General features: G+C 68.0%; 21 protein-coding genes. 12 read left to right on the top strand and 9 right to left on the bottom strand.

All coding sequences use genetic code 11. From position 1 onward, the window contains the following. Positions 1–17: 17 nt before the first annotated feature. A complete protein-coding gene (locus ACFSKW_RS11360) occupies positions 18–746 on the bottom strand; it encodes an alpha/beta hydrolase (protein ID WP_379572000.1) in 729 nt (242 codons plus the stop codon). A gap of 213 nt (positions 747–959) precedes the next feature. Here ACFSKW_RS11360 and ACFSKW_RS11355 point away from each other — a divergent pair, with 213 nt between their 5' ends. Then, entirely contained in the window at positions 960–1,211 is a 252-nt protein-coding gene (locus tag ACFSKW_RS11355) for a type II toxin-antitoxin system Phd/YefM family antitoxin (RefSeq protein ID WP_379571998.1), read from the top strand. Continuing rightward, positions 1,211–1,651 (top strand): type II toxin-antitoxin system VapC family toxin, encoded by a 441-nt coding sequence (locus tag ACFSKW_RS11350; protein WP_379571996.1) that lies wholly within the window; start codon positions 1,211–1,213, stop codon positions 1,649–1,651. The genes ACFSKW_RS11355 and ACFSKW_RS11350 overlap by 1 nt, the downstream gene beginning before the upstream one ends. Here the strand turns inward: ACFSKW_RS11350 and ACFSKW_RS11345 are convergent. Beyond that, positions 1,636–1,962: a hypothetical protein gene (locus ACFSKW_RS11345; protein WP_379571994.1), complete on the bottom strand. Its 327-nt coding sequence runs from the start codon at positions 1,960–1,962 to the stop codon at positions 1,636–1,638. The two genes, ACFSKW_RS11350 and ACFSKW_RS11345, sit on opposite strands and share 16 nt — an antisense overlap. Before the next feature lie 31 nt (positions 1,963–1,993). Between ACFSKW_RS11345 and ACFSKW_RS11340 the strand changes: the two genes are divergently transcribed. The 4 genes from ACFSKW_RS11340 to ACFSKW_RS11325 all read left to right on the top strand — a co-directional run bounded on the left by ACFSKW_RS11340 (position 1,994) and on the right by ACFSKW_RS11325 (position 5,601). Next, positions 1,994–3,217 (top strand): recombinase family protein, encoded by a 1,224-nt coding sequence (locus tag ACFSKW_RS11340; RefSeq protein ID WP_379571992.1) that lies wholly within the window; start codon positions 1,994–1,996, stop codon positions 3,215–3,217. 30 nt (positions 3,218–3,247) lie between these two features. After that, the gene (locus tag ACFSKW_RS11335) at positions 3,248–3,493 is read left to right on the top strand and encodes a hypothetical protein (RefSeq protein WP_379571990.1); all 246 of its coding nucleotides are present in this window, start codon (positions 3,248–3,250) and stop codon (positions 3,491–3,493) included. A 510-nt stretch (positions 3,494–4,003) separates the two neighbouring features. Continuing rightward, positions 4,004–4,201 (top strand): hypothetical protein, encoded by a 198-nt coding sequence (locus ACFSKW_RS11330; RefSeq protein WP_379571988.1) that lies wholly within the window; start codon positions 4,004–4,006, stop codon positions 4,199–4,201. Continuing rightward, positions 4,198–5,601, top strand: coding sequence for a replication initiator (locus ACFSKW_RS11325; RefSeq protein WP_379571986.1), 1,404 nt, complete (start codon positions 4,198–4,200; stop codon positions 5,599–5,601). Before ACFSKW_RS11330 ends, ACFSKW_RS11325 begins: the two co-directional genes overlap by 4 nt. Before the next feature lie 66 nt (positions 5,602–5,667). On the opposite strand, the gene ACFSKW_RS11320 is transcribed toward ACFSKW_RS11325, so the two are convergent. Both ACFSKW_RS11320 and ACFSKW_RS11315 read right to left on the bottom strand, forming a co-directional pair. After that, complete coding sequence (locus ACFSKW_RS11320; RefSeq protein WP_379571984.1) at positions 5,668–6,597, bottom strand: hypothetical protein; 930 nt, start codon at positions 6,595–6,597, stop codon at positions 5,668–5,670. A gap of 308 nt (positions 6,598–6,905) precedes the next feature. Beyond that, on the bottom strand, positions 6,906–7,169 hold the full coding sequence (locus ACFSKW_RS11315; RefSeq protein ID WP_379571982.1) for a GntR family transcriptional regulator: 264 nt from the start codon (positions 7,167–7,169) through the stop codon (positions 6,906–6,908). Positions 7,170–7,265: 96 nt separating this feature from the next. On the opposite strand from ACFSKW_RS11315, the gene ACFSKW_RS11310 reads away from it, so the two are divergent. Then, positions 7,266–7,571: a hypothetical protein gene (locus ACFSKW_RS11310; protein ID WP_379571980.1), complete on the top strand. Its 306-nt coding sequence runs from the start codon at positions 7,266–7,268 to the stop codon at positions 7,569–7,571. Positions 7,572–7,741: 170 nt separating this feature from the next. Here ACFSKW_RS11310 and ACFSKW_RS11305 read toward each other — a convergent pair whose 3' ends face one another. Continuing rightward, complete coding sequence (locus tag ACFSKW_RS11305) at positions 7,742–8,131, bottom strand: hypothetical protein (protein WP_379571978.1); 390 nt, start codon at positions 8,129–8,131, stop codon at positions 7,742–7,744. 498 nt (positions 8,132–8,629) lie between these two features. On the opposite strand from ACFSKW_RS11305, the gene ACFSKW_RS11300 reads away from it, so the two are divergent. Further along, the gene (locus tag ACFSKW_RS11300) at positions 8,630–9,412 is read left to right on the top strand and encodes an SMI1/KNR4 family protein (RefSeq protein ID WP_379571976.1); all 783 of its coding nucleotides are present in this window, start codon (positions 8,630–8,632) and stop codon (positions 9,410–9,412) included. Positions 9,413–9,676: 264 nt separating this feature from the next. Here ACFSKW_RS11300 and ACFSKW_RS11295 read toward each other — a convergent pair whose 3' ends face one another. From ACFSKW_RS11295 to ACFSKW_RS11280, 4 genes are read right to left on the bottom strand one after another with little or no spacing between them, the layout of a single operon-like run. Continuing rightward, positions 9,677–10,813: a phenylacetate--CoA ligase family protein gene (locus ACFSKW_RS11295; RefSeq protein ID WP_379571974.1), complete on the bottom strand. Its 1,137-nt coding sequence runs from the start codon at positions 10,811–10,813 to the stop codon at positions 9,677–9,679. Continuing rightward, positions 10,813–11,982: a sensor histidine kinase gene (locus ACFSKW_RS11290; RefSeq protein ID WP_379571972.1), complete on the bottom strand. Its 1,170-nt coding sequence runs from the start codon at positions 11,980–11,982 to the stop codon at positions 10,813–10,815. The genes ACFSKW_RS11295 and ACFSKW_RS11290 overlap by 1 nt, the downstream gene beginning before the upstream one ends. Continuing rightward, positions 11,975–12,628 carry a response regulator gene (locus ACFSKW_RS11285; protein ID WP_379571970.1) on the bottom strand — a complete coding sequence of 218 codons (654 nt, stop codon included), beginning with the start codon at positions 12,626–12,628 and terminating at the stop codon, positions 11,975–11,977. The genes ACFSKW_RS11290 and ACFSKW_RS11285 overlap by 8 nt, the downstream gene beginning before the upstream one ends. Then, complete coding sequence (locus tag ACFSKW_RS11280) at positions 12,625–13,848, bottom strand: sensor histidine kinase (protein WP_379571968.1); 1,224 nt, start codon at positions 13,846–13,848, stop codon at positions 12,625–12,627. Before ACFSKW_RS11280 ends, ACFSKW_RS11285 begins: the two co-directional genes overlap by 4 nt. A 168-nt stretch (positions 13,849–14,016) precedes the next feature. Between ACFSKW_RS11280 and lon the strand changes: the two genes are divergently transcribed. The 4 genes from lon to ACFSKW_RS11260 all read left to right on the top strand — a co-directional run bounded on the left by lon (position 14,017) and on the right by ACFSKW_RS11260 (position 19,261). Beyond that, complete coding sequence (lon, locus tag ACFSKW_RS11275; RefSeq protein WP_379571966.1) at positions 14,017–16,377, top strand: endopeptidase La; 2,361 nt, start codon at positions 14,017–14,019, stop codon at positions 16,375–16,377. 378 nt (positions 16,378–16,755) lie between these two features. Continuing rightward, entirely contained in the window at positions 16,756–17,706 is a 951-nt protein-coding gene (locus ACFSKW_RS11270; protein ID WP_379571964.1) for a methionine ABC transporter ATP-binding protein, read from the top strand. Then, positions 17,703–18,362, top strand: coding sequence for a methionine ABC transporter permease (locus ACFSKW_RS11265; RefSeq protein ID WP_379571962.1), 660 nt, complete (start codon positions 17,703–17,705; stop codon positions 18,360–18,362). Before ACFSKW_RS11270 ends, ACFSKW_RS11265 begins: the two co-directional genes overlap by 4 nt. Positions 18,363–18,439: 77 nt before the next feature. Further along, positions 18,440–19,261, top strand: coding sequence for a MetQ/NlpA family ABC transporter substrate-binding protein (locus tag ACFSKW_RS11260; RefSeq protein WP_379571960.1), 822 nt, complete (start codon positions 18,440–18,442; stop codon positions 19,259–19,261). Positions 19,262–19,345: the final 84 nt, after the last annotated feature.

Below are 19,345 nucleotides of genomic sequence, written 5' to 3'. Positions count from 1 at the left end.
CCTGGATGCTGCGCACGTCAGGCACGGCCCACCTCCTCGCCGCGGTCGAGCGCGATGAGGGCGAGGTTGCGCAGGGAGGCGGTGCCCTCGTCGAAGTAGTCGCTGTGCCCGCCCGGCCCGGTCGCGAAGATCCGGGCGCCGAACGCGGGATCCATCGGATCACGCCCGAACCCGACGGGCCCGGCCTTCAGGTGGGGCACCATCGAGATCCAGTCGCCCGCACCCCGCCCCGCCCACACGCGCGGCCCGATGAGCGAGGCCCTGCGGGCGCCGCCCATGCCGGGGCTGCCGACGACGGCGAGGTCGGCCACCGGCAGTCCCGGCGCGGCCAGGGCGCAGACGACCGAGCCGTAGCTGTGGCACAACAGCGCGACCGGCGCCTTCGGCAGGCTCAGCACCCGCTCGCGCAGTTCCCGCGCCCCGTCCGCCGCCGCCACGTCGGTGAGGGCGGACAGGCTCCAGGTGGGCGGGCTGTCGTAGCCGAGCCATGCGACGACCGCCAGCCTCGTGCCCGGCTCGATCCTGCGCGCCTCGGCCAGCAGCGCCCTGGCCGCTCCGCCCGGCCGGTGGGTCCCGTTCTCGAAGGTGGCGGCGGTCGAGTCGCTGCCCGGCACGATCACCGCGATCCGGTCGGCGGTGGCGAGATCGCCGTACACCTTGACGAGCCGATCGCCGGGCGAGACGGGCATGGCGAAGGCGGCGACGCCGAGCAGCAGCGCCCCACCTGCGCAGAGTTTCCTGACCATGGGGCCGAAGGTAGGAATCGCGGCCGCTAGCGGTCGTCGCTCCCCGGCACGATCTTCGCTGGTCCCTCTCAGGTGCTAGCTCGTCCGCGCGAAGAACCCGTGACCTTCGGCTGATGAGCGTCGGCCACCCCCGCTCGTGCGAGATGCCGGGTCACTGCATGTGATCTTGTATTGGCCTAGCATCAATCTAGACCGACTAGACAGGGGGCTCCCATGAGCGGATGGCAGGTGCAGGAGGCGAAGCAACGCTTCAGCGAGGTCGTGCGACGGGCGGTCAGTGAAGGCCCGCAAGTGGTCACGCGGCACGGAGAGGAAGTGGCCGTGGTCATCGACATCGCCGAGTATCGCCGTCTCAAAGGCGACGCTCCGGACTTCGGGCAGTTCCTCCTCGCTGACCCCGACTGGGACGACGACATGGAGTTCCCACGGAACCAGGACCTCCCCCGAGAGGTGGAATTCGACTGATGGGCGTCGGCTACCTCCTCGACACGAACGTGGTCTCCGAGGTTCGGAAACGCAACGGAAGCTCTCACGTCAGGAACTGGATAGGCGAGGCACACGGGCCCACGCTCTACCTCAGCAGCCTGACGGTGGGTGAGATCCGCAGCGGAGTCGAGCTCCGCCGGCGCAGGGATCCCGCGCAGGCGACGATTCTGGAACGCTGGCTTCACGGGCTTCACCGGCAGTTCGGTGATCGCATCATTCCCATCACCTCGGAGATCGCGGAAGAATGGGGACGCCTGAACGCCATCCGTCCGATCCCGACGATGGACGGCCTGATCGCCGCGACGGCCAGAGTGAACGGCTGGACGCTGGTGAGCAGGAACGTCAAAGACTTCGAGGGGACGGGCGTGTCCGTGGTCAATCCCTTCGAGCCGCCGCGGCGAGATCAACCCCGCGTGTAGCGGTGCTTGGAACCTGGCGGGAAGTAGTCGGGGTCGCCCGTCTCACGCAGACGGATGAACGGCGGCTGCCTGTCCGCGGGAACGTAGGCGGCGAACTCGCTGTTGAGCCGGAGCAACTGGCCGAGGATCGCCTCCCCGACGGCCCGCGCCGTCTCCTCAGCGGGCGGCACGCCTTGCGCCAGCTCGACGGTCACGGTCAGCCGCCGGTCGCGCTCGGCGTCCTCGACCACCTCCAGCACGAACTTGCCGGTGACCATCCCGCTCACCTCCGGCTGCTCCAGGCCGACAGAGATGTTCTCGGGGTAGAACATCAGTTAACGCTGTCATTCCCCCGGAGGGCTCATGATCCCCGTCGTGTCATACGCCCGCATCTCGATGGACGGCAAGAAGGACGAGCACGGAGTCCAGGACCAGCATGCGGTCAACCGGCAGACCGCAGCCCGGCACGGCTGGACCGTCGTGCACGAGTTCACCGACAACGACAAGTCGGCGGCGAAGGCGCACGTCGTCCGCGACGCATTCGAGGCGATGGTGAAGGCACTGCGGGCAGGCAAGCTCGACGACGGCACGCCGGTTCAGGGCGTGGTGGTCGTGGCCGATGACCGTCTCGCCCGGCGGTCCGGAGACTACGAACGGTTCGTGGAGGCGTTCACCAAGCGCGATGGCCTGGTCTTCGCCGACTCCAGGCAGGTGAAGAACCTCTACAGCGAGGACACCGAGAGCATGGGCCTGTTCGGTGTGGTGATCTCCAAGATGGAGGTCCGCAAGATGCAGCGCCGGATGCGTCGTTCCCACCGGGCCCGGGCCGAGAGCGGAACGCCGGTTGGCGGGCATCGTCCGTTCGGTTGGCAGGACGACCGGTTGACCCTCGACCCGGTGGAAGCGCCGTTGGTCCGCCAGGCCGCCCGTGAGTTCATCGCAGGACGCTCGCTCTACTCGATCGTCAGGGCCTGGCAGTCGGACGGCGTGAAGACGGCACGGAGGAAGGTCTGGCAGAGCGTCACCCTTCGAGCGCTGCTGTCCTCTCCCCGGCTGTGCGGATGGCGTCGCTTGGACGGCGAGATCGTCCGGGACACCGAGGGAAACCCGATCGTCGGCAAGTGGGAAACGATCCTCACTCCTGAGGAATGGCTGGCCGTCCAAGCCATCATCGACGGTAGGAAGGGCAGGCTCGTCAACAACGACGGAACCGTGGCCAGGGCGATTTCTCCGCAGGAAAGGGAACGTCAGTATCTGCTCTCCGGCATTCTCCGCTGCGGACGCCCGACCGCGGACGGAGGCATCTGCAACAAGCCACTCCGGATCAGCCGTCGTCAAGGAATCGAGCATCACAGTTATTCCTGCCCGTCGAAGGGCGCGGGTGGTTGTGGTGGCATCTCGCGCCGTGGTGATGTGGTCGACTTTTTCATCTCCGAACTGGTGATGACCAAGATGGAGGAGGCCACTTTTGCCGCATCGGAGGGGGACTCCGAATGGACGGGAGAGGAGGAACTTGCGACCGCTGTGGAGCAGCTCGACGAGCTGACCCGCCGATGGAGAACCAAGGAGATCAGCGGAGAGCTGTAGTTCCGGGTTGCCCCGGAGCTGGAGGCGACCATGGCACGCCTGCGGGCGGAGAAGGCCAAGCGGACCGCCTCGGCAGAGGTACGGCAGGCACGGGCGGCCTTGAGCATGAGCGAGATCCGGCGACGCTGGTACCTCCCGGAGGAGGAGGGCGGGCTGCCCCTGTCCAGCAAGCGTGCTCACATCACGGACGCCCTGCACGCCATCATCGTCCATCCGAGAGGCGGCGGGCGCGCCCCCTTCAACCCGGACCTTCTCGAACCGATCTGGCGGGAGTGACGTCTCAAGACGTCCTCGACGATCAAGGGAGCTGTCCGCCTTACTGAGGGGCGACAGCTCCCTTGCTTTTCGATGCTGGTGATCAGATGCAGCGGTAGGCAGCGGGACGCCACGGGACGCAGCGGTATGTCAGTGGACGTCCTGGGACGGCTGAAGGGACGGGATCCGCGTAATTCACGCTCGCATAGATTCGCATGCGCGGTGGTACAAATGGAGATACCCAAAGCTCCCGTCATTCCGGGAAGGCAGCGAGAAACCAGCCGCGACAGAAACGAGCGTAGAAAGCCACCGGGCACAACCAACGAAAGCCGTTCCGCTGGAGGGACCCGGCCAGCGGTAGGCCAGCAGTACCGGCATCGCTCACTGGTGAAGAGTCGCGCAACCCTTAACACTCCAAACTCTCGCTGAAAGGCCACTGTTCTCGCCAGACATGCACGATTCGCATGCCTGGCGATGATGCACGCCTTCTTACTGGGCATGGCGGCAGCTCCCTATGAGGAAAGGAGTTGTTTGGTTCCCGAAGGAATGGGGCCATATGTCGCGCTCTCCAAGGAGTGGTGCGAGCGCATGATCGCCGACTCGCCCCGGTGGTCCGCTGATCGATGGCGACGCATCGCCGCCATCCACGGCATCGAACTCGTCGAGGAGACGGCTCCTGCCACCGCCACACGACGCAAGGAGATCGAGAAGAGGGAGAACGCCGCATGACAGAGGTTCCATCCTTCTCCGCTGATGTGCTCGCCGCCATGGAGCGTGCTGCCATGCCGGACTTTGGACGGTGGCGACGCATGGTGTACGCCACCGGCGGTTGCGCTCAGCCCGTCCGGCTCCGCGGTGAACGGATCACCGTGGACGCCGGAACGGGTGAGGTCCTGGACGTCTACCGGACCGTCGACGAACCGACCGGCTTCCTGCTGACCGCGTGCGGCAACCGGCGCGCGTCACGCTGCCCTGCCTGCTCGGCCACCTACAAGGACGACACCTATCACCTGATCATCTCGGGCCTGCGCGGCGGCAAGGGTGTCCCCGAGGACGTCAGCACCCACCCTCGCGTGTTCGCCACCTTCACCGCCCCGTCATTCGGTGCGGTCCACGCTCACCGGGAGAAGAACGGCAAGACCCTGCCCTGTCGCCCCCGGTGCGACTTCCCCGTCTGCGTGCACGGACGGCCCGAAAGCTGCGGCGCTCGTCATGACCGGGATGACCCCCAGGCTGGGCAACCGCTCTGCGCGAGTTGCTACGACTACGAGGGTGCCGTGCTGTGGAACGCCCATGCCGGTCGGCTCTGGCGGGAGTTCACCAAGACTGTCCCGTCCGTCTTCGCGCGGTTGCTCGGCGTCAGCCGTACCGACCTGCGCGGCATGCTGCGAGTGTCCTACGCCAAGGTCGCCGAGTACCAGGTGCGCGGCTTGGTCCACTTCCACGCGGTGATCCGCCTCGACGGCCCGGGCGGCCCGGCTGACCGCCCCCCGGACTGGGCAACCGTCCCGCTGCTGGACAAGGCGATCCGCCAGACGGCTCACCAAGTCGTCATCTCCATGCATGGGGAGCGCCCGATCTCGCTGCGCTGGGGCGAACAGCTCGATGTGCGCCCGGTCTACGTCTCCACCGATCTCGACGGCATGAGTGATCGGCGTGTGGCCTCCTACGTCGCCAAGTACGCCACCAAGGGCGCGGAGTCGGCGGGGACCGTTGACCGCCCTGTCCGCCACTCGTGGGAAGTCCGGAACCTGGACGTCACCGAACACGCCCGGCGCATGATCTACACCTGCCTTCTTCTCGACGACCTTCCGGAATACCGGGACCTTCCGCTCCGGCAGTGGGCTCACATGCTGGGCTACCGCGGCCACTTCTCGACCAAGAGTCGTCACTACTCGACAACCCTGGGAGCACTGCGCCAGACGCGTGCCGACTACCGCGCGGCGCAGGCCCGGATGCTGCAGGGCCTACCTGACCCCGGCCAGGGCAACACGCTCACGGTGTCCGAGTGGACATACGGCGGCACTGGCCACCGGAACGGAGAATCGTTTTGGGCCGAACTCGCCAGGCAACACATCGCCGCTACTCGGCGGATCACGCGGGTACGTGACGAGGAAGACCACAACTGAAGCTTTTTGTCCTGAGTAGCGTGGCGCTGAGGCTCGCATCCGTGCCGCTGAGCTGGCCGAAGATCGCTACCCGATCTCGCCGAGGTCGAAGGCGACGTCGGCGAGGTGAACCGTCCGCACCTCCGGGTCGTCGAGGAGCTTGCGCAGGTCGGAGAGTTTCCAGCGGTCGACGACGAGCCCGTGCACGACGCCCTCCTTGGCCGCTCCGGCGAGCCACTCGTAGTTCAGCCCGAACGCGCTGAAGTCGTCGCCCTCGTCAAGCAGCCCGACCCACCTACGGAACTCCGCCAGCGCCGCCTCGGGCTCGGTCTCGCACTGATAGGTGAGATCCCTCCCGGTGTCGTCCTTGGCCATGACGCGGTTCCAGACGACCGCGTTCAACGGGGGCTCACCGCTGGAGTCGTCGTAGTTGTACGGCGAGTACATGTAGGAGACATCCGCCCCTCCGCAGGTGCTGTGCCTCCGGTTGAAGGCGACGAGCCGCTCTGTGGTCATCGAGTTCGCGAACTCCACGACCGCGACAGCGTCGAGCGTCTGGGGAAGCCCGTCGATGATCTTTCGAGCCTCTTCCGCCAGCTCACTGTCGACTTGCTCACTGTCGACGCCGAGGTCCGCCTCCACTGAAGCGACCGCGTCGGCCAAGCTGCCGGACGGCCCGTCAAGGGAGGGGGCCCTGACGCCGTCGAACAGGCTCTCCACGATTTCGTACTCCCCCTCACCCTCGCCCGGACCGGCCCGGCGCGGCTCACCCCACAGCGTGTAGGTCGTCTCCAGAAGTCCTCCGCCATCGCTGTAACCGTGCGTCAAGCGCTTGTCCGGGTTCGCGACGCGGGCGGCCGTGCCGTACACCTGGGCCATCCGCTCGTCGTTGAAGTCGATGAACAGCCACAGAACTCGCTCGACCGCGCTGAGAGCCAGGAACAGCGCCGCGGTGACGGCCAGGACCTTGGCAAGGGACCTGGCCACGTAGGCCCAGTCGGGCACCCTCACGTTCATCACCGCGCACTCCTGCGACCTAGATCAAATCGGGTACGGTGCACCATAGCCGTCCAGAACCAGCGTGGACAGGGCAGATCAGGGTGGGACTCGGTTGGCGGCGCAGCCGGAACTGCTGCAAAGCAGGGCTGCATGCCCCGGCTGGCGGGCAAGCGCAGCCGGGCTCACTGATGGGCCCGTTCTCAGGCGAGTGGCGTGGCCGGCGGAATGCCGAAGGCACCCGTAGGGCGAGCGAAGCGAGTTCGGCCGGCGACGCCACGACCATCAGTCTCCCGCCGACGCCGAGGACAGGGAGAGCCTTGACCCGCCTATTCGCTGTCGGGAGAGAGCTCCTGGCGCTCCTCGCGCGTGGTCACGAAACTGCCCATGCCAGGCTCGGTGCGGATCAAGCCATCCGCACGGAGAGCGCGCATGACCTTCTGCCCGGTGGCGTTGGCGATGCCGAACTCCTCGATGAGATCGACAAGAGAGGGGATGCGCTCGCCCGCCTTGTACTCACCCGTTCGGATGCGCTCCGCGATGATCGCGTGCACCTGCCGCCACCTGGGCTGGTTCGCCTTCAGCTCCACCACGGTGATCACGTTAGGGAGCTGTCGCGCGCCATGGCGATGGATAGCGCGCTAGGTACGCTATAGCGCGCTATAGCTTGGGTGGTCTATGGTGAGGCCATGGCCGAGCGCAGCGCAGACAACCTGCTCGACCAGTGCATCAGTCCGCATGTGGCCATGGCCCAACGGGATCATGTGCGCCTGGACTGGCAACCGCCGTACGGCGCGCTCGCACGCGTGCGGCCAGTTGCTTGGACCTGTACATGCCGGGCGACGTTCTACGAGCTGTGCGAGGGCGGGGGGCAGGCGTTCATTCGCCGCACCGTGCAGCTCGACGACAAGCCGGAGATCTCCGAGACCTACCGCTGGTTGATCGCTGAGGCTCGGCTTGTCTGGACGGCTCTGCTGGCGGGACGGGTCCGATAGACGGGCGTGGCGGCGTGGGACCTGGAGGGACGGCGTCGCCACGTCTATTCATGTACTGGTATGCGTGAACTCGGGTGTCCGCGGCTGCCTTGAATGACGCCTGCCCAGGTGTGGTAGAGGTGGTGGGGGTGTGTGAGGTGATGCTGCTGCCGCAAACTGCTGTGCAGCTTCTACTGGCAGTTCTTGCGATCCTGGGCCTCGTGCAGGAACTCCTGCAAAGGAACTACCGCATCAACAGTGACTTGTCTGCTCTCGTCATACCTCTGAACGAGTACCTTCCCGGGCTTGAGTTTGCCTGCATCGTCGGCCTGGAAGCTCACGTGGCTGGTGGAGCTGGTGTTGTCGCTCGTCGCGCCGAAAGCCGTGTAGGTGATCGCCGGATCCGGCATCAACGGTGTGGGGGTTGCTACCCATTCACCCGTGGGCGCATCGATCCGGAACGATGCACTCTGACCGGACAGCCCCTCGGTGCTGTACCTGGCATCCTCGATGGTTGGGCCATCTGCCGTTCCAGCAGCAGAGTTCGTGTCAGAAGCGAGACGGTCGTGGTAAATGATCACCGTGTCCGGACCTCGACCGCACCAGGCAAGGACCACAGTGAGGTGCCCCGCCTCATCGACGCTGATGCCAGTAGCACCGTTGCTGGGCACGACACAGCCCGCGAGTCCAGTTAACAGCCCGCCACAATTGGTACCCACACCCATCTACGCACGTCCTGACGCTACGGGCGACCGACGATCTTTGAGGATCACGATCAGAACTCGTAATGTCACCGACTTAAGGTCGTTATGCACTGCACGCGAGCTGGGACTGGCGATCTCGGGGCCTTGATTCCCCGACCAACTCGCGGGGGGTGAACGCTGTCAGTGCCACGGCGGTAGCCAGCATGGCAAGAGAGGTGTGTCCGTCCGGTTATCAGGTGGACCAAGTACCACCGTGCCCGGTGGCAAGGCCCGACGAAGGAGGGTCGCGGCAGCGATCGCCCCTGCCCGTACGGAGGGCTGCGAAGTGGCGATCGTCACGGCCCTCCCCAGAACGTTCCCCTACGATTGCCGACCATGTCTGACGACTTTGATCTCGCTACCGAAGCTGTCGAGGGTTTTCAAGATCGGCACCACGCGTGGAGGTTCATACGCCGCTTCGCCGAAAGCTGGTCGAGACCCCTCTCCAAGGACGACGGGTTCAGCGAAGCGGAGATCGACGCTGCCGAGAAGCGCCTCGGGCTGCAGCTTCCGGTTGCACTTCGAGAAGCGTATGTGTTGTTCGGCAAGCGAGATGATCTGTGCCACTGGCACAACCGCCTGCAGCGTCCCGATGAGCTGGAAGTCTTTGGTGAGGCGGGGTTGCTATACCACGCGGAGAATCAGGGCTGCTGGGGGCGCTATATCCGGCTAACCGACCTTCACCTTGCGGACCCGCCGACGAGGGAGTCATGCGATTGTTTACGCGTTGAGCATCAAAGTGGAGTGCCCTACGCCGAACGACTCTCCGCGGCGTTGGTTGCGATGGTGTTGAGCGAGGCGTTTGCCGGTCCAAGAGAGCAGGCTGCCTATGGCGAACTACTGACACAAGACATCTCTGAAGTCGATCGTCTTTTCACGAGGATGGACTTGCCCGTGCTTGGGACCGATTGCACGGAGGCTCCGCGGGGAGAGGGGCGCTGGTACATCGGGAAGGATGCACTGCTCTACCTGAGCGTGCATCGAGAGATGTGCGACGACGATGACCCATGGAACCGCCCCAGGAGCAAGGGCAGTCTGAGAGTCCGCACCCGTACTCCTCACGCCCGCAGGCGCCTGATGGAGACGCTGCCCAGTGAATGGTTCAACTGGTGGTGGTAGCCGGATCTCAGCCCGAGGATCTACGTCAGGCATGCGCTGATCGCCACGGTCCAGGCTGCCGCTGTGGAGGATTAAGCGCGTGGGCGGCGCTGGCCGCGACCGGCCGGAGAGCCGCAGCGCGGCCAGCGACCGCCCGACGCGCGGCAGGCCGCCGCAGGCGGGCTGCCCTTGACCCTGTAGAGAAGATTGTCGCCGTTCAAGATCGTGAACGATGAGCTAAGTGCTTGTCGCGAGAGTCAGCTGACTTGCTTGCCCAGGTCGAGCCTAAAGGCCTACTTCCGCCATGTGGTTCTGGCGACCCTCTCGGTGATTGGCGATCTTGAAAGAATGGTTGCCTGAACTGATGTTCTCGGGATAGACGTTCGCGCCGTAGTAGGACACCGTGAAGTGACCGCGGCCGAAGACGTAGGCGAAGGGTCGCTCCGGGCCGGGGGCCGAGGGTGTGAAGCCGCGCCCGGCGAGGAAGCCCAGCATCCTGTCGTACGGCAGCAGCCCGCCCTCGTCGGCGATGTGGTAGCGGACCAGGGGGATCCCGTTGTCGCCTGAGAAGAGCAGCGTGCCCTCGTGCTCCTCGAAGAAGCGGACCTCCGGGTCGTACTGGACGAGTGTCGGCAGCCGCGACTCGCCGAAAAGCTCCCGCGCGGTGTCGGGGCGGGCCGCCAGGAATCGGCGGATCTCGATCGACAGCGGGGTCTCGTTGCCAAGGACGCCCGCGTCGGCCGTGCCGTACAGGGAGGCGGTGTCGCGGAGTGGGTCGGTCATGCCCGCACGCTCGGCCACCAGTGACCGCCACTCCTCGCTGAAGACCTCGCCCGCGGTGACCAGCTTGATCCGGTACTCGTGCCAGGGAAGGCCGCCGGTGTCGATGACGTCCTTGAGGAAGGGCGGGTAGCCGAGCAGGACCACCTGGTCGAAGTGCGGGGCCAGCTCGGGGATCACCCTGACGATCTCGCGCTTGTCGGCGCCCGGCGCGACGGCGGTGATCGGGTAGCCGCGCTCGGCCAGGTGGCGCACGCAGGAGAGGGTGAACAGGCCGCCCACCCAGGTGCCGAGCGCGAAGCACACGACGGCGAGCGTGCGCCTGCGGCGCGCGTCGAAGGCGTCCCTGAAGACCTCCTCGAACCTGTCGGCGATGACCCGCTCGTCCTCGGCCGATCGGGGCCAGAAGGAGGGGGCGCCGGTCGAGCCCGAGGAGACGGCGATCATGTCGCCGATGGTCCCTTCGCGGCAGAGATCGGGCAGGGGATGGCGGCGGGTGTAGGTGTCCTTGGTGGTCATCGGCAATCGTGAGAAGTCCCGCAGGGTCGTGACCTGGGCCGGGTCGATCGCGTGCGCGGCCAGGAACGCGCGGTAGGCGGGCACCGTCGCCGCCGTCCGTTGGAAGAGCTCCACCGGGTCCATCAGCCGATGGTACGGCCCAGCGGCAGCCTCGCCCGCACCTCGAATCCGCCCTCAGGCCTCGGCCCCGCCTCGAGGGACCCGCCGAGTAACTCGGCCCGCTCCCGCATGCCGATGATCCCGTGCCCGCCCCCGGCGGCGGGGGCGGCCGCGAGCGGGGGCCGGTTGGCGACGACGATCACCAGTTCCGCCTCGGTCCTGCCCACGTCGACGCTCACCTCGGCGCCTGGCGCGTGCCGCATCGCGTTGCTCAGGGACTCCTGCAGGATGCGGTAGGCCGTCTCGCCGACCGGCGGGTCCACCTCGCCGAACTCGGAGGTCACCGTCACCGGGTGGCCGGCCGCGCGGACCGTGTCGAACAGCTCGCCGACGCGGTCGAGGCCGGGCGCGGGAGCCTGGCGCAGGGTGCCGACGATCTGCCGCATCTCGGAGATCGCCTCCAGCGAGATCTCCCGTACCTCGGCCAGGCCGGTGTCGAGGAGGGCGGCGTCACCGGCGGCGCGCAGCCGTACCGCCTCCGACTGGATGGCGATGGCCGACATGTGGTGGGCGACGACGTCGTGCAGCTCGCGCGCGATCCGCAGCCGTTCCTCCGCCACCGCCTGCGCGGCGAGGGTCTGCTCCGCCTGCGCCGTCAGCTCGGCCTGGGTGCGGCGGCGGGCCCTGACGACCTGGCCGAGCACCAGGACGACCGGGAGGAGCAGCAGCTCCAGGCCGAAGGGCTGCGGTCTGTACAGGATCTCCGCCAGCGTGGGGACGATCCACACGGCGACGGCGCCGATGACGGGGACGCGGGTGGCGACCGTGTAGGCGCACAGCACGACCGAAAGGCCGCCGACCGAGGTCAGCTGATGGATGGGGTACGGGTTCCACACCATCACGACGGCCGCCAGAACCAGCGACATGACCGGCGCCGGTCTGCGCAGCGCGACCGGCGCCGACGCGATGGCCGCGACGAGCGTGAGCATTCCGTCGTCGGTCGGCGGGTCGAGGTCGCCGGGCCCGAGCCGCCGGCCGACCTCGACCGGCGGCTCGAGTCCGGCCGGCCCGAGCGGGAAGCCGGTGGTGCTCGCGGTCAGGTCGTCGCGGGTCAGCCAGAACAGCACGAGCCCGACCACGACGTCCGCGGCCAGCAGCATCCGTGGCGACGCGTACCACTTGGAGTCATTCACCGGGGCGGACCAGCCCCGTCTCGTAGGCGTAGACGATCGCCTGCGCCCTGTCGCGCAGGTCGAGCTTGGTCAGCACCCTGCCCACGTGTGTCTTCACCGTCTGCTCGGCGACCACGAGCCGGTCGGCGATCTCCTGGTTGGACAGGCCCTGCGCGATCAGGGTGAGCACCTCGGTCTCGCGCTCGGTCAGCTCCGCCAGGCGCTTGACCGACGGCGCCCGGGGGCCGCCCAGCCTGGCGAACTCGTGGATCAGCCGCTTGGTCACCGCCGGAGCGATCAGGGCCTCGCCCGCGGCGACCACCCGCACCGCCTCGGCCAGCTGCGCGGCGGAGGCGTCCTTGAGCAGGAATCCGCTGGCCCCCGCCCGCAACGCCTCGTAGACGTAGTCGTCGAGGTCGAAGGTCGTCAGGATCAGCACCTTGGTCTCACCGGCGGCCATGAGCCGGCGCGTGGCCTCCAGGCCGTCCATCACCGGCATCCTGACGTCCATGAGCACGACGTCGGGCTTCAGCTCGGCCACCCGCTCGATCGCCTCCTGGCCGTTGGCGGCCTCGCCCACCACCTCGAGGTCGGGCTGGCTGCTGAGGAACACCGTGAAGCCCGTGCGGACCATGCCCTGGTCGTCGGCGATCAGCACCCGGATCATGACGTCCGCTCCAGCGGCAGCAGGGCCTTCACCTCGAACCCGCCCCCTTCCATGGGACCAGCCTCCAGCGATCCGCCCAGCAGGGTGGCCCGCTCGCGCATGCCCACCAGCCCGTGGCCGGCGCCCGGGGCCTCCCCGGGCCTGCGCCCTGGCCCGTTGGCCACCCGCACGCGCAGGTCGCCGGCCCAGATCACCTCGACCGCAACGGCCGAACCCGGCGCGTGCCGCATGGCGTTGCTGAGCGATTCTTGCACGATCCGATAGGCCGAGACGGCCATGGCCGTGGGCACCTCCTCCAGCTCTCCCGAGCGTTTGACCAGCACGGTGAGGCCGGCCGACCTGGCGTTGCCGACCAGCTCGTCCAGCCGGTCGAGGGCGGGCGGCGGCGTGGTGTCGGCCCTGCCCTCTTGATCGCGCAGCACGCCGAGGACCTGCCGCAGCTCCTTGATCGCCTCAAGGGACAGCCCGCGGATCTGCGCGAGCCCCGCCTCCAGGAGGGAGGCGTCCCCTCGGGCCTCCATGGGGACGGCCTCCGCCTGGATCGCGATGACCGACAGGTGGTGGGCGACCACGTCGTGCAGTTCCCTGGCGATCCGCGCCCGTTCGGCCATGACGAACCGCTCACCGATGGCAGCGTCCCTGCTCTCGGTGGCGCTGCGCCGTACCCGGACGTTGTAGCCGAACAGCAGGATCACGGTCATCGTGACCGTGGACAGCGTCATCGTGTTGCGGTCGACGATCCAGACGGTCAGCACCGAGACCACCCACACCGCGATCGTGACGCGCCTGTCGGACCTGGCGGCGACCGTGTAGAGCACCAGCAGGTACATCACGATGGCCGCCCCGAGGTAGGGCGGCTGCATGTCGGTGACCTGTTCGACGACGTGGAGCGACACCGGCATGAGCACCACGGCCAGGCGCCAGGCCGCCAGCGGACGGCGCTCGCGCAGGGCGACCGGCAGCGAGAAGCCGAGGGCGGCCAGGTAGACCATGTACGCCGGCTGCCGCGTGGTCGGGCTCAGCTCCGTGAGCGTGGTGACGAACAGGGTCGCCGCCACGACGAGGTCGGCCCCCTGGACCACGTCGACGTGGTCGAAGGGCAGCAGCAGCCGCAGCACGCCGGGCGTGCGGCGGCGCAGGCGGGGAGAACGGACCGGAGGCGGGTCGGCCTCGCCGCGGAAGAACGCGAGCCAGAACGGCTGGACGAGGGCCGAGATCACCGCAACAGCGTACGGCCCCGCTCACCAGGCAGGCGTCACCCCTGGGAGTGACCATCTCAGGTATGACTTACATCATTACGATCGCCGTGAGCGAACATCAGCAAGGAAGGGAACAATCCTGGGCTCCAATGAATTGAGCGTGTATAACTCAACCCCATTGGAGTTCAGATGAGTGAGAGCTTGATCCTCCCGGTCCTGCCGCTCGACGACGAGGTGGTCCTGCCGGGCATGGTGGTCCCTCTGGACCTGTCCGACTCGGAGGTCCGGGCTGCGATCGACGCGGCTCAGGCTTCTGGTCTCAACAAGCCGCGTGTCCTCCTCGTTCCCAGGATCGACGGCCGCTACGGCGCGGTCGGCGTGCAGGCCGTGGTCGAGCAGGTCGGCAGGCTCCCCGGAGGCGAGCCCGCCGCCGTCGTGCGCGGCGTCAACAGGGCGCGCGTCGGCAAGGGCACGACCGGCCCGGGCGCGGCCCTTTGGGTGGAGGTCCACACCGTCGACCCCGTGCACGTCGGGGAGCGGGCGCAGGAGCTGGCCAAGGAGTACAAGGCGCTGGCCACCACGATCCTGCAGAAGCGTGGCGCGTGGCAGGTGGTCGACCAGGTCAACCAGATCGACGACCCCTCGGTCCTCGCCGACAGCTCCGGCTACACGCCGTGGCTGAGCACCGCTCAGAAGGTCGAGCTGCTGGAGGCCCCCGACCCCGCCGACCGGCTGGCCAAGCTGGTGGAGTGGTCGCGTGAGCACCTGGCGGAGCTCGACGTCGCCGAGACGATCCGCAAGGACGTCCAGGAGGGCATGGAGAAGCAGCAGCGTGAGTTCCTGCTGCGCCAGCAGCTCGCCGCCGTGCGCAAGGAGCTGAAGGAGCTCAACGGCGACACCGCCGAGACCGAGGAGGAGGACTACCGCGCCCGCGTGGAGGCGGCCGACCTCCCCGAGAAGGTGCGCGAGGCGGCGCTCAAGGAGGTCGACAAGCTGGAGCGGACCTCTGACCAGTCTCCCGAGACCGGCTGGATCCGCACGTGGCTCGACACCGTCCTCGACATCCCCTGGAACGAGACGAGCGACGACAACTACGACATCGCCGGCGCCCGCGAGGTGCTCGACGCCGACCACACCGGCCTCGAGGACGTCAAGGACCGCATCATCGAGTACCTGGCCGTGCGCAAGCGGCGCCAGGACAAGGGCCTCGGCGTGGTGGGCGGCCGCCGCAGCGGCGCCGTCCTCGCCCTCGCCGGTCCGCCCGGAGTCGGCAAGACGTCGCTGGGCGAGTCCGTGGCCCGCGCCATGGGCAGGAAGTTCGTCCGCGTCGCCCTCGGCGGCGTGCGCGACGAGGCCGAGATCCGCGGCCACCGGCGCACCTACGTCGGCGCGCTGCCCGGCCGCATCGTGCGCGCCATCCGCGAGGCCGGCTCGATGAACCCCGTCGTCCTGCTCGACGAGATCGACAAGGTCGGCGCCGACTACCGGGGCGACCCGACGGCCGCCCTGCTCGAGGTCCTCGACCCGGCGCAGAACCACACCTTCCGCGACCACTACCTGGAGGTCGAGCTCGACCTGTCGGACGTGCTCTTCCTCGCGACGGCCAACGTCCTCGAGGCCATCCCGGGGCCGCTGCTCGACCGCATGGAGGTCGTCACGCTCGACGGCTACACCGAGGACGAGAAGGTGGCCATCGCCCGCGACCACCTGCTGCCCAAGCAGCTGGAGCTGGCCGGGCTGACGGCCGAGGAGGTCACCCTGGAGGAGGCGGCCCTGCGCAAGCTGGCCGCCGAGTACACCCGCGAGGCCGGCGTGCGCTCCCTCGAGCGTTCCATCGCCAGGATCCTGCGCAAGGTCACGGCCAAGGACGAACTGCCCACCACGGTCGGTGAGGACGGCCTGGTCGACTACCTGGGCAGGCCGCGCTTCGTGCCCGAAGCCTCGCTGCCCGAGTCCAAGCAGCGCACCTCGGTGCCCGGCGTGGCCACCGGCCTGGCCGTCACCGGAGCCGGCGGCGACGTCCTCTACGTCGAGGCGTCCCTGGCCGACCCCGAGACCGGCGACACCGGGCTGACCCTCACAGGACAGCTCGGCGACGTGATGAAGGAGTCGGCGCGGATCGCGCTGTCCTACCTGCGCTCGCACGGCGCGGAGCTGGAGCTGCCGGTCACCGCGCTGAAGGACCGCTCGGTGCACGTGCACTTCCCCGCGGGCGCCGTCCCCAAGGACGGGCCCTCGGCGGGCGTCACGCTCACCACGGCGCTGGCCTCGCTGCTGTCGGGACGGCTCGTCCGCAACGACGTGGCGATGACCGGTGAGATCTCCCTCACCGGGCGGGTGCTGCCCATCGGCGGCGTCAAGCAGAAGCTGCTGGCGGCGCACAGGGCGGGCATCACCACGGTCCTCATTCCGGCCCGCAACGAGCCCGACCTGGACGACCTGCCCAAGGAGGTCCGCGACGAGCTGACCATCCACGCCGTCGGTGACGTGCGTGAGGTGCTCGACATCGCCCTCACCCCCGCCAAGGTCGCCCAGACCACCGCGGCCTGACCACCCGCCGAAGCCGCCCCGCCGTCCGTACGGCGGGGCGGCTTCGCCATGGTGGCCGGACAACGGCGCCTGTCGGTCGCGTTCTGTGACGCGCCGCCAGAGGGGCGGTGGTGAGCCACTTCACATCGGCGGACGGGAATAGGCGCCGGTAAGAGGATCGTTGGCAACAACGTGAACGAGATGCGAATGCGCAGGTGTATGGGCTGTCAGGCCCGCTAGAGCGCACCCTTCCGCCCTCCTCGTTCGAAGGTATCTCCCTGATGATCCGCCCCAGCTTCGTGCTGCGCCGCCTGAGCCACCTGCCGTTCCACCCCGGCACTCGCTGACGCGTCCCCCAACGCTGACCGTCCGTTACCGAATCCGTTGTGGGGAATTTTCGTGATCCAGGCTGCAGGCCTGCGCAAGTCGTACGGTGACACCGTCGCGCTGGACGGTGTCGATCTGCACGTGCGCCAGGGGGAGATCTTCGGTGTGCTCGGCCAGAGCGGCGCGGGAAAGAGCACGCTGCTGCGCTGCGTCAACCTCCTCGAGCGCCCCGACCGCGGCACCGTCGCGGTCGCCGGGCAGGAGCTGACCACGCTCGGCGAGCGCGACCTGCGCGCCGCCAGGCAGCACATCGGCATGATCCACCAGCACTTCGCGCTGCTGTCCTCACGCACGGTCGCGGGCAACGTGGCCTTCCCCCTCGAGGTCATGGGAATGGGCAGGGCCGAGCGTTCGGCCAGGGTCGCCGAGCTGCTCGAGCTCGTCGGCATCGCCGACAAGGCCGACGCCCGCCCCGGGCAGCTGTCCGGCGGGCAGAAGCAGCGCGTGGGCATCGCCAGGGCACTGGCCGGCAACCCGAAGGTGCTGCTGGCCGACGAGGCGACCTCGGCGCTCGACCCCGGCACGACCTCCTCCATCCTCGCCCTGCTCAGGCGGCTCAACACCGAGCTCGGGCTGACGATCCTGCTGATCACGCACGAGATGAACGTGGTCAAGAGCATCTGCGACTCGGTGGCGATCATGTCGGGTGGCGCGATCCTGGAGTCGGGGCCCATCAGGCAGCTGCTGACCACGCCCGGCTCCCGCCTGGCCGCCGAGCTGTTCCCGCTGCCGGCGCCCGAGACGGGCAACGTCACGATCACGTTCACCGGAGCGGCGGACGAGCCGGTGATCTCGCACGTCGTGCGCAAGTTCGACGTGGACGTCAGCATCCTCGGCGGCGCGCTCGAGGAGGTCGCCGGCGGCTCTGTCGGCCGCCTGCGCGTCTCGCTGGCGGGTGCCGAGACCTCGGCCGCGCTCAGCTACCTGCGTGAGCAGGGGCTGATCGTGGAGGTGGCGGCATGACCTGGGAAGAGATGGTCCCGCTGCTCGGGCAGGCGACGTGGGAGACGGTCCAGATGGTGTTCTGGTCCACGCTCTTCACCGTCGTGTTCGGGCTTCCGCTCGGCGTGGCCCTGGTCGGCACCTCGCGTGAGGGGCTGTTCCCCTCGCGGATCGCCAACCAGCTGCTCAGCCTGGTCGTCAACATCGGCAGATCGCTGCCGTTCATCATCCTGATGATCGCGGTGATCCCCTTCACGCGGCTGCTGGTCGGCACCACCATCGGCCTGTACGCGGCCGTCGTGCCGCTGACGATCGGCGCGGTGCCGTTCTTCGCCCGCCTGGTCGAGATCGCGCTGCGTGGTGTCAGCGCCGACGTCGTCCAGGCGGCCCACGCCATGGGCGTCAGCCGTACCTCGATCGTCACCAAGGTCCTGCTGCCCGAGGCCAAGTCGGCGCTGGTGGCCGGGATCACGGTCACTGTCATCACGCTGGTGTCCTACTCGGCGATGGCGGGCGTCATCGGCGCGGGCGGCCTCGGCGACCTGGCCATCCGGTACGGCTACCAGCGATTCGAGACGCCTCTCATGATCGCGACCTGTGTGGTCATCATCATCCTCGTCCAGCTGGCCCAGACCGTCGGCGACGCTCTCGCCAACCGTCTGGCCGCCAGGCGCTAGCGACACCTTCACCCCGTTCTTCCGGGGTCCGCCACGAGCGGATCCTGCTTCCTCATACCCAGACAAGGAGCACAGCCGTGCGCAAGTTGTTCGGTCTCGTGACCGCCGCCGTCCTGGCCCTGACCCTCGCCGCCTGCGGATCGTCCGCTTCCGGCTCGTCGGCCTCCGGCGCCCCGAGCGACCCGCTCAAGATCGGTGCCACTCCCACTCCGCACGCCGAGATCCTCAAGTACATCTCGGACAACCTGGCGGCCAAGGAGGGCCTGAAGCTGGAGATCGTCGAGTTCAGCGACTATGTGCCGCTGAACCCGCAGCTCCAGGAGGGCCAGCTGGACGCCAACTACTTCCAGCACCAGCCCTACCTCGGCGACTACAACAAGGAGAAGGGCGCCAAGCTCACCTGGGTGGAGAACGTGCACCTGGAGCCGCTCGGCCTCTACTCCAGCAAGGTGAAGGACGTCGCCGCGCTCGCCTCCGGCGCGACCGTCGCCGTGCCCAACGACGCCACCAACCTCGGCCGCTCGCTGAAGCTGCTGGCCGACAACGGCGTCATCACGCTGAAGGACGGCGTCGGCACCGCGGCCACCGAGCGTGACGTCACCGCCAACCCGAAGAACATCACCTTCAAGGCGCTCGACGCGGCCCAGCTGCCCCGCTCGCTCGCCGACGTGGACGCCGCGGTCATCAACGGCAACTACGCCCTCGAGGCCAAGCTCAACCCGGCCACCGACGCGCTCATCGCGGAGAAGGCCGAGGGCAACCCGTACGCCAACGGGCTGGTCGTCCAGGAGGGCAAGCAGAACGACCCGCGGGTGCAGAAGCTGGCCAAGCTGCTGCAGAGCCCCGAGGTCAAGAAGTACATTGAGGACACCTATAAGGGCGCGGTCATCCCAGCCTGAATTTTTCCTGTGAATGATCGGGAAAATGTGTTTTCCGAATAATCGACCGCCGGCCAGGTAATCAAGCGAATTGTAAGTGTTCGG

Source organism: Nonomuraea mangrovi (assembly GCF_042681425.1).
GTDB lineage: Bacteria > Actinomycetota > Actinomycetes > Streptosporangiales > Streptosporangiaceae > Nonomuraea > Nonomuraea mangrovi.
Note: the sequence above shows the minus strand (reverse complement) of the source record. Positions and strands in the feature narration are given on the sequence as shown.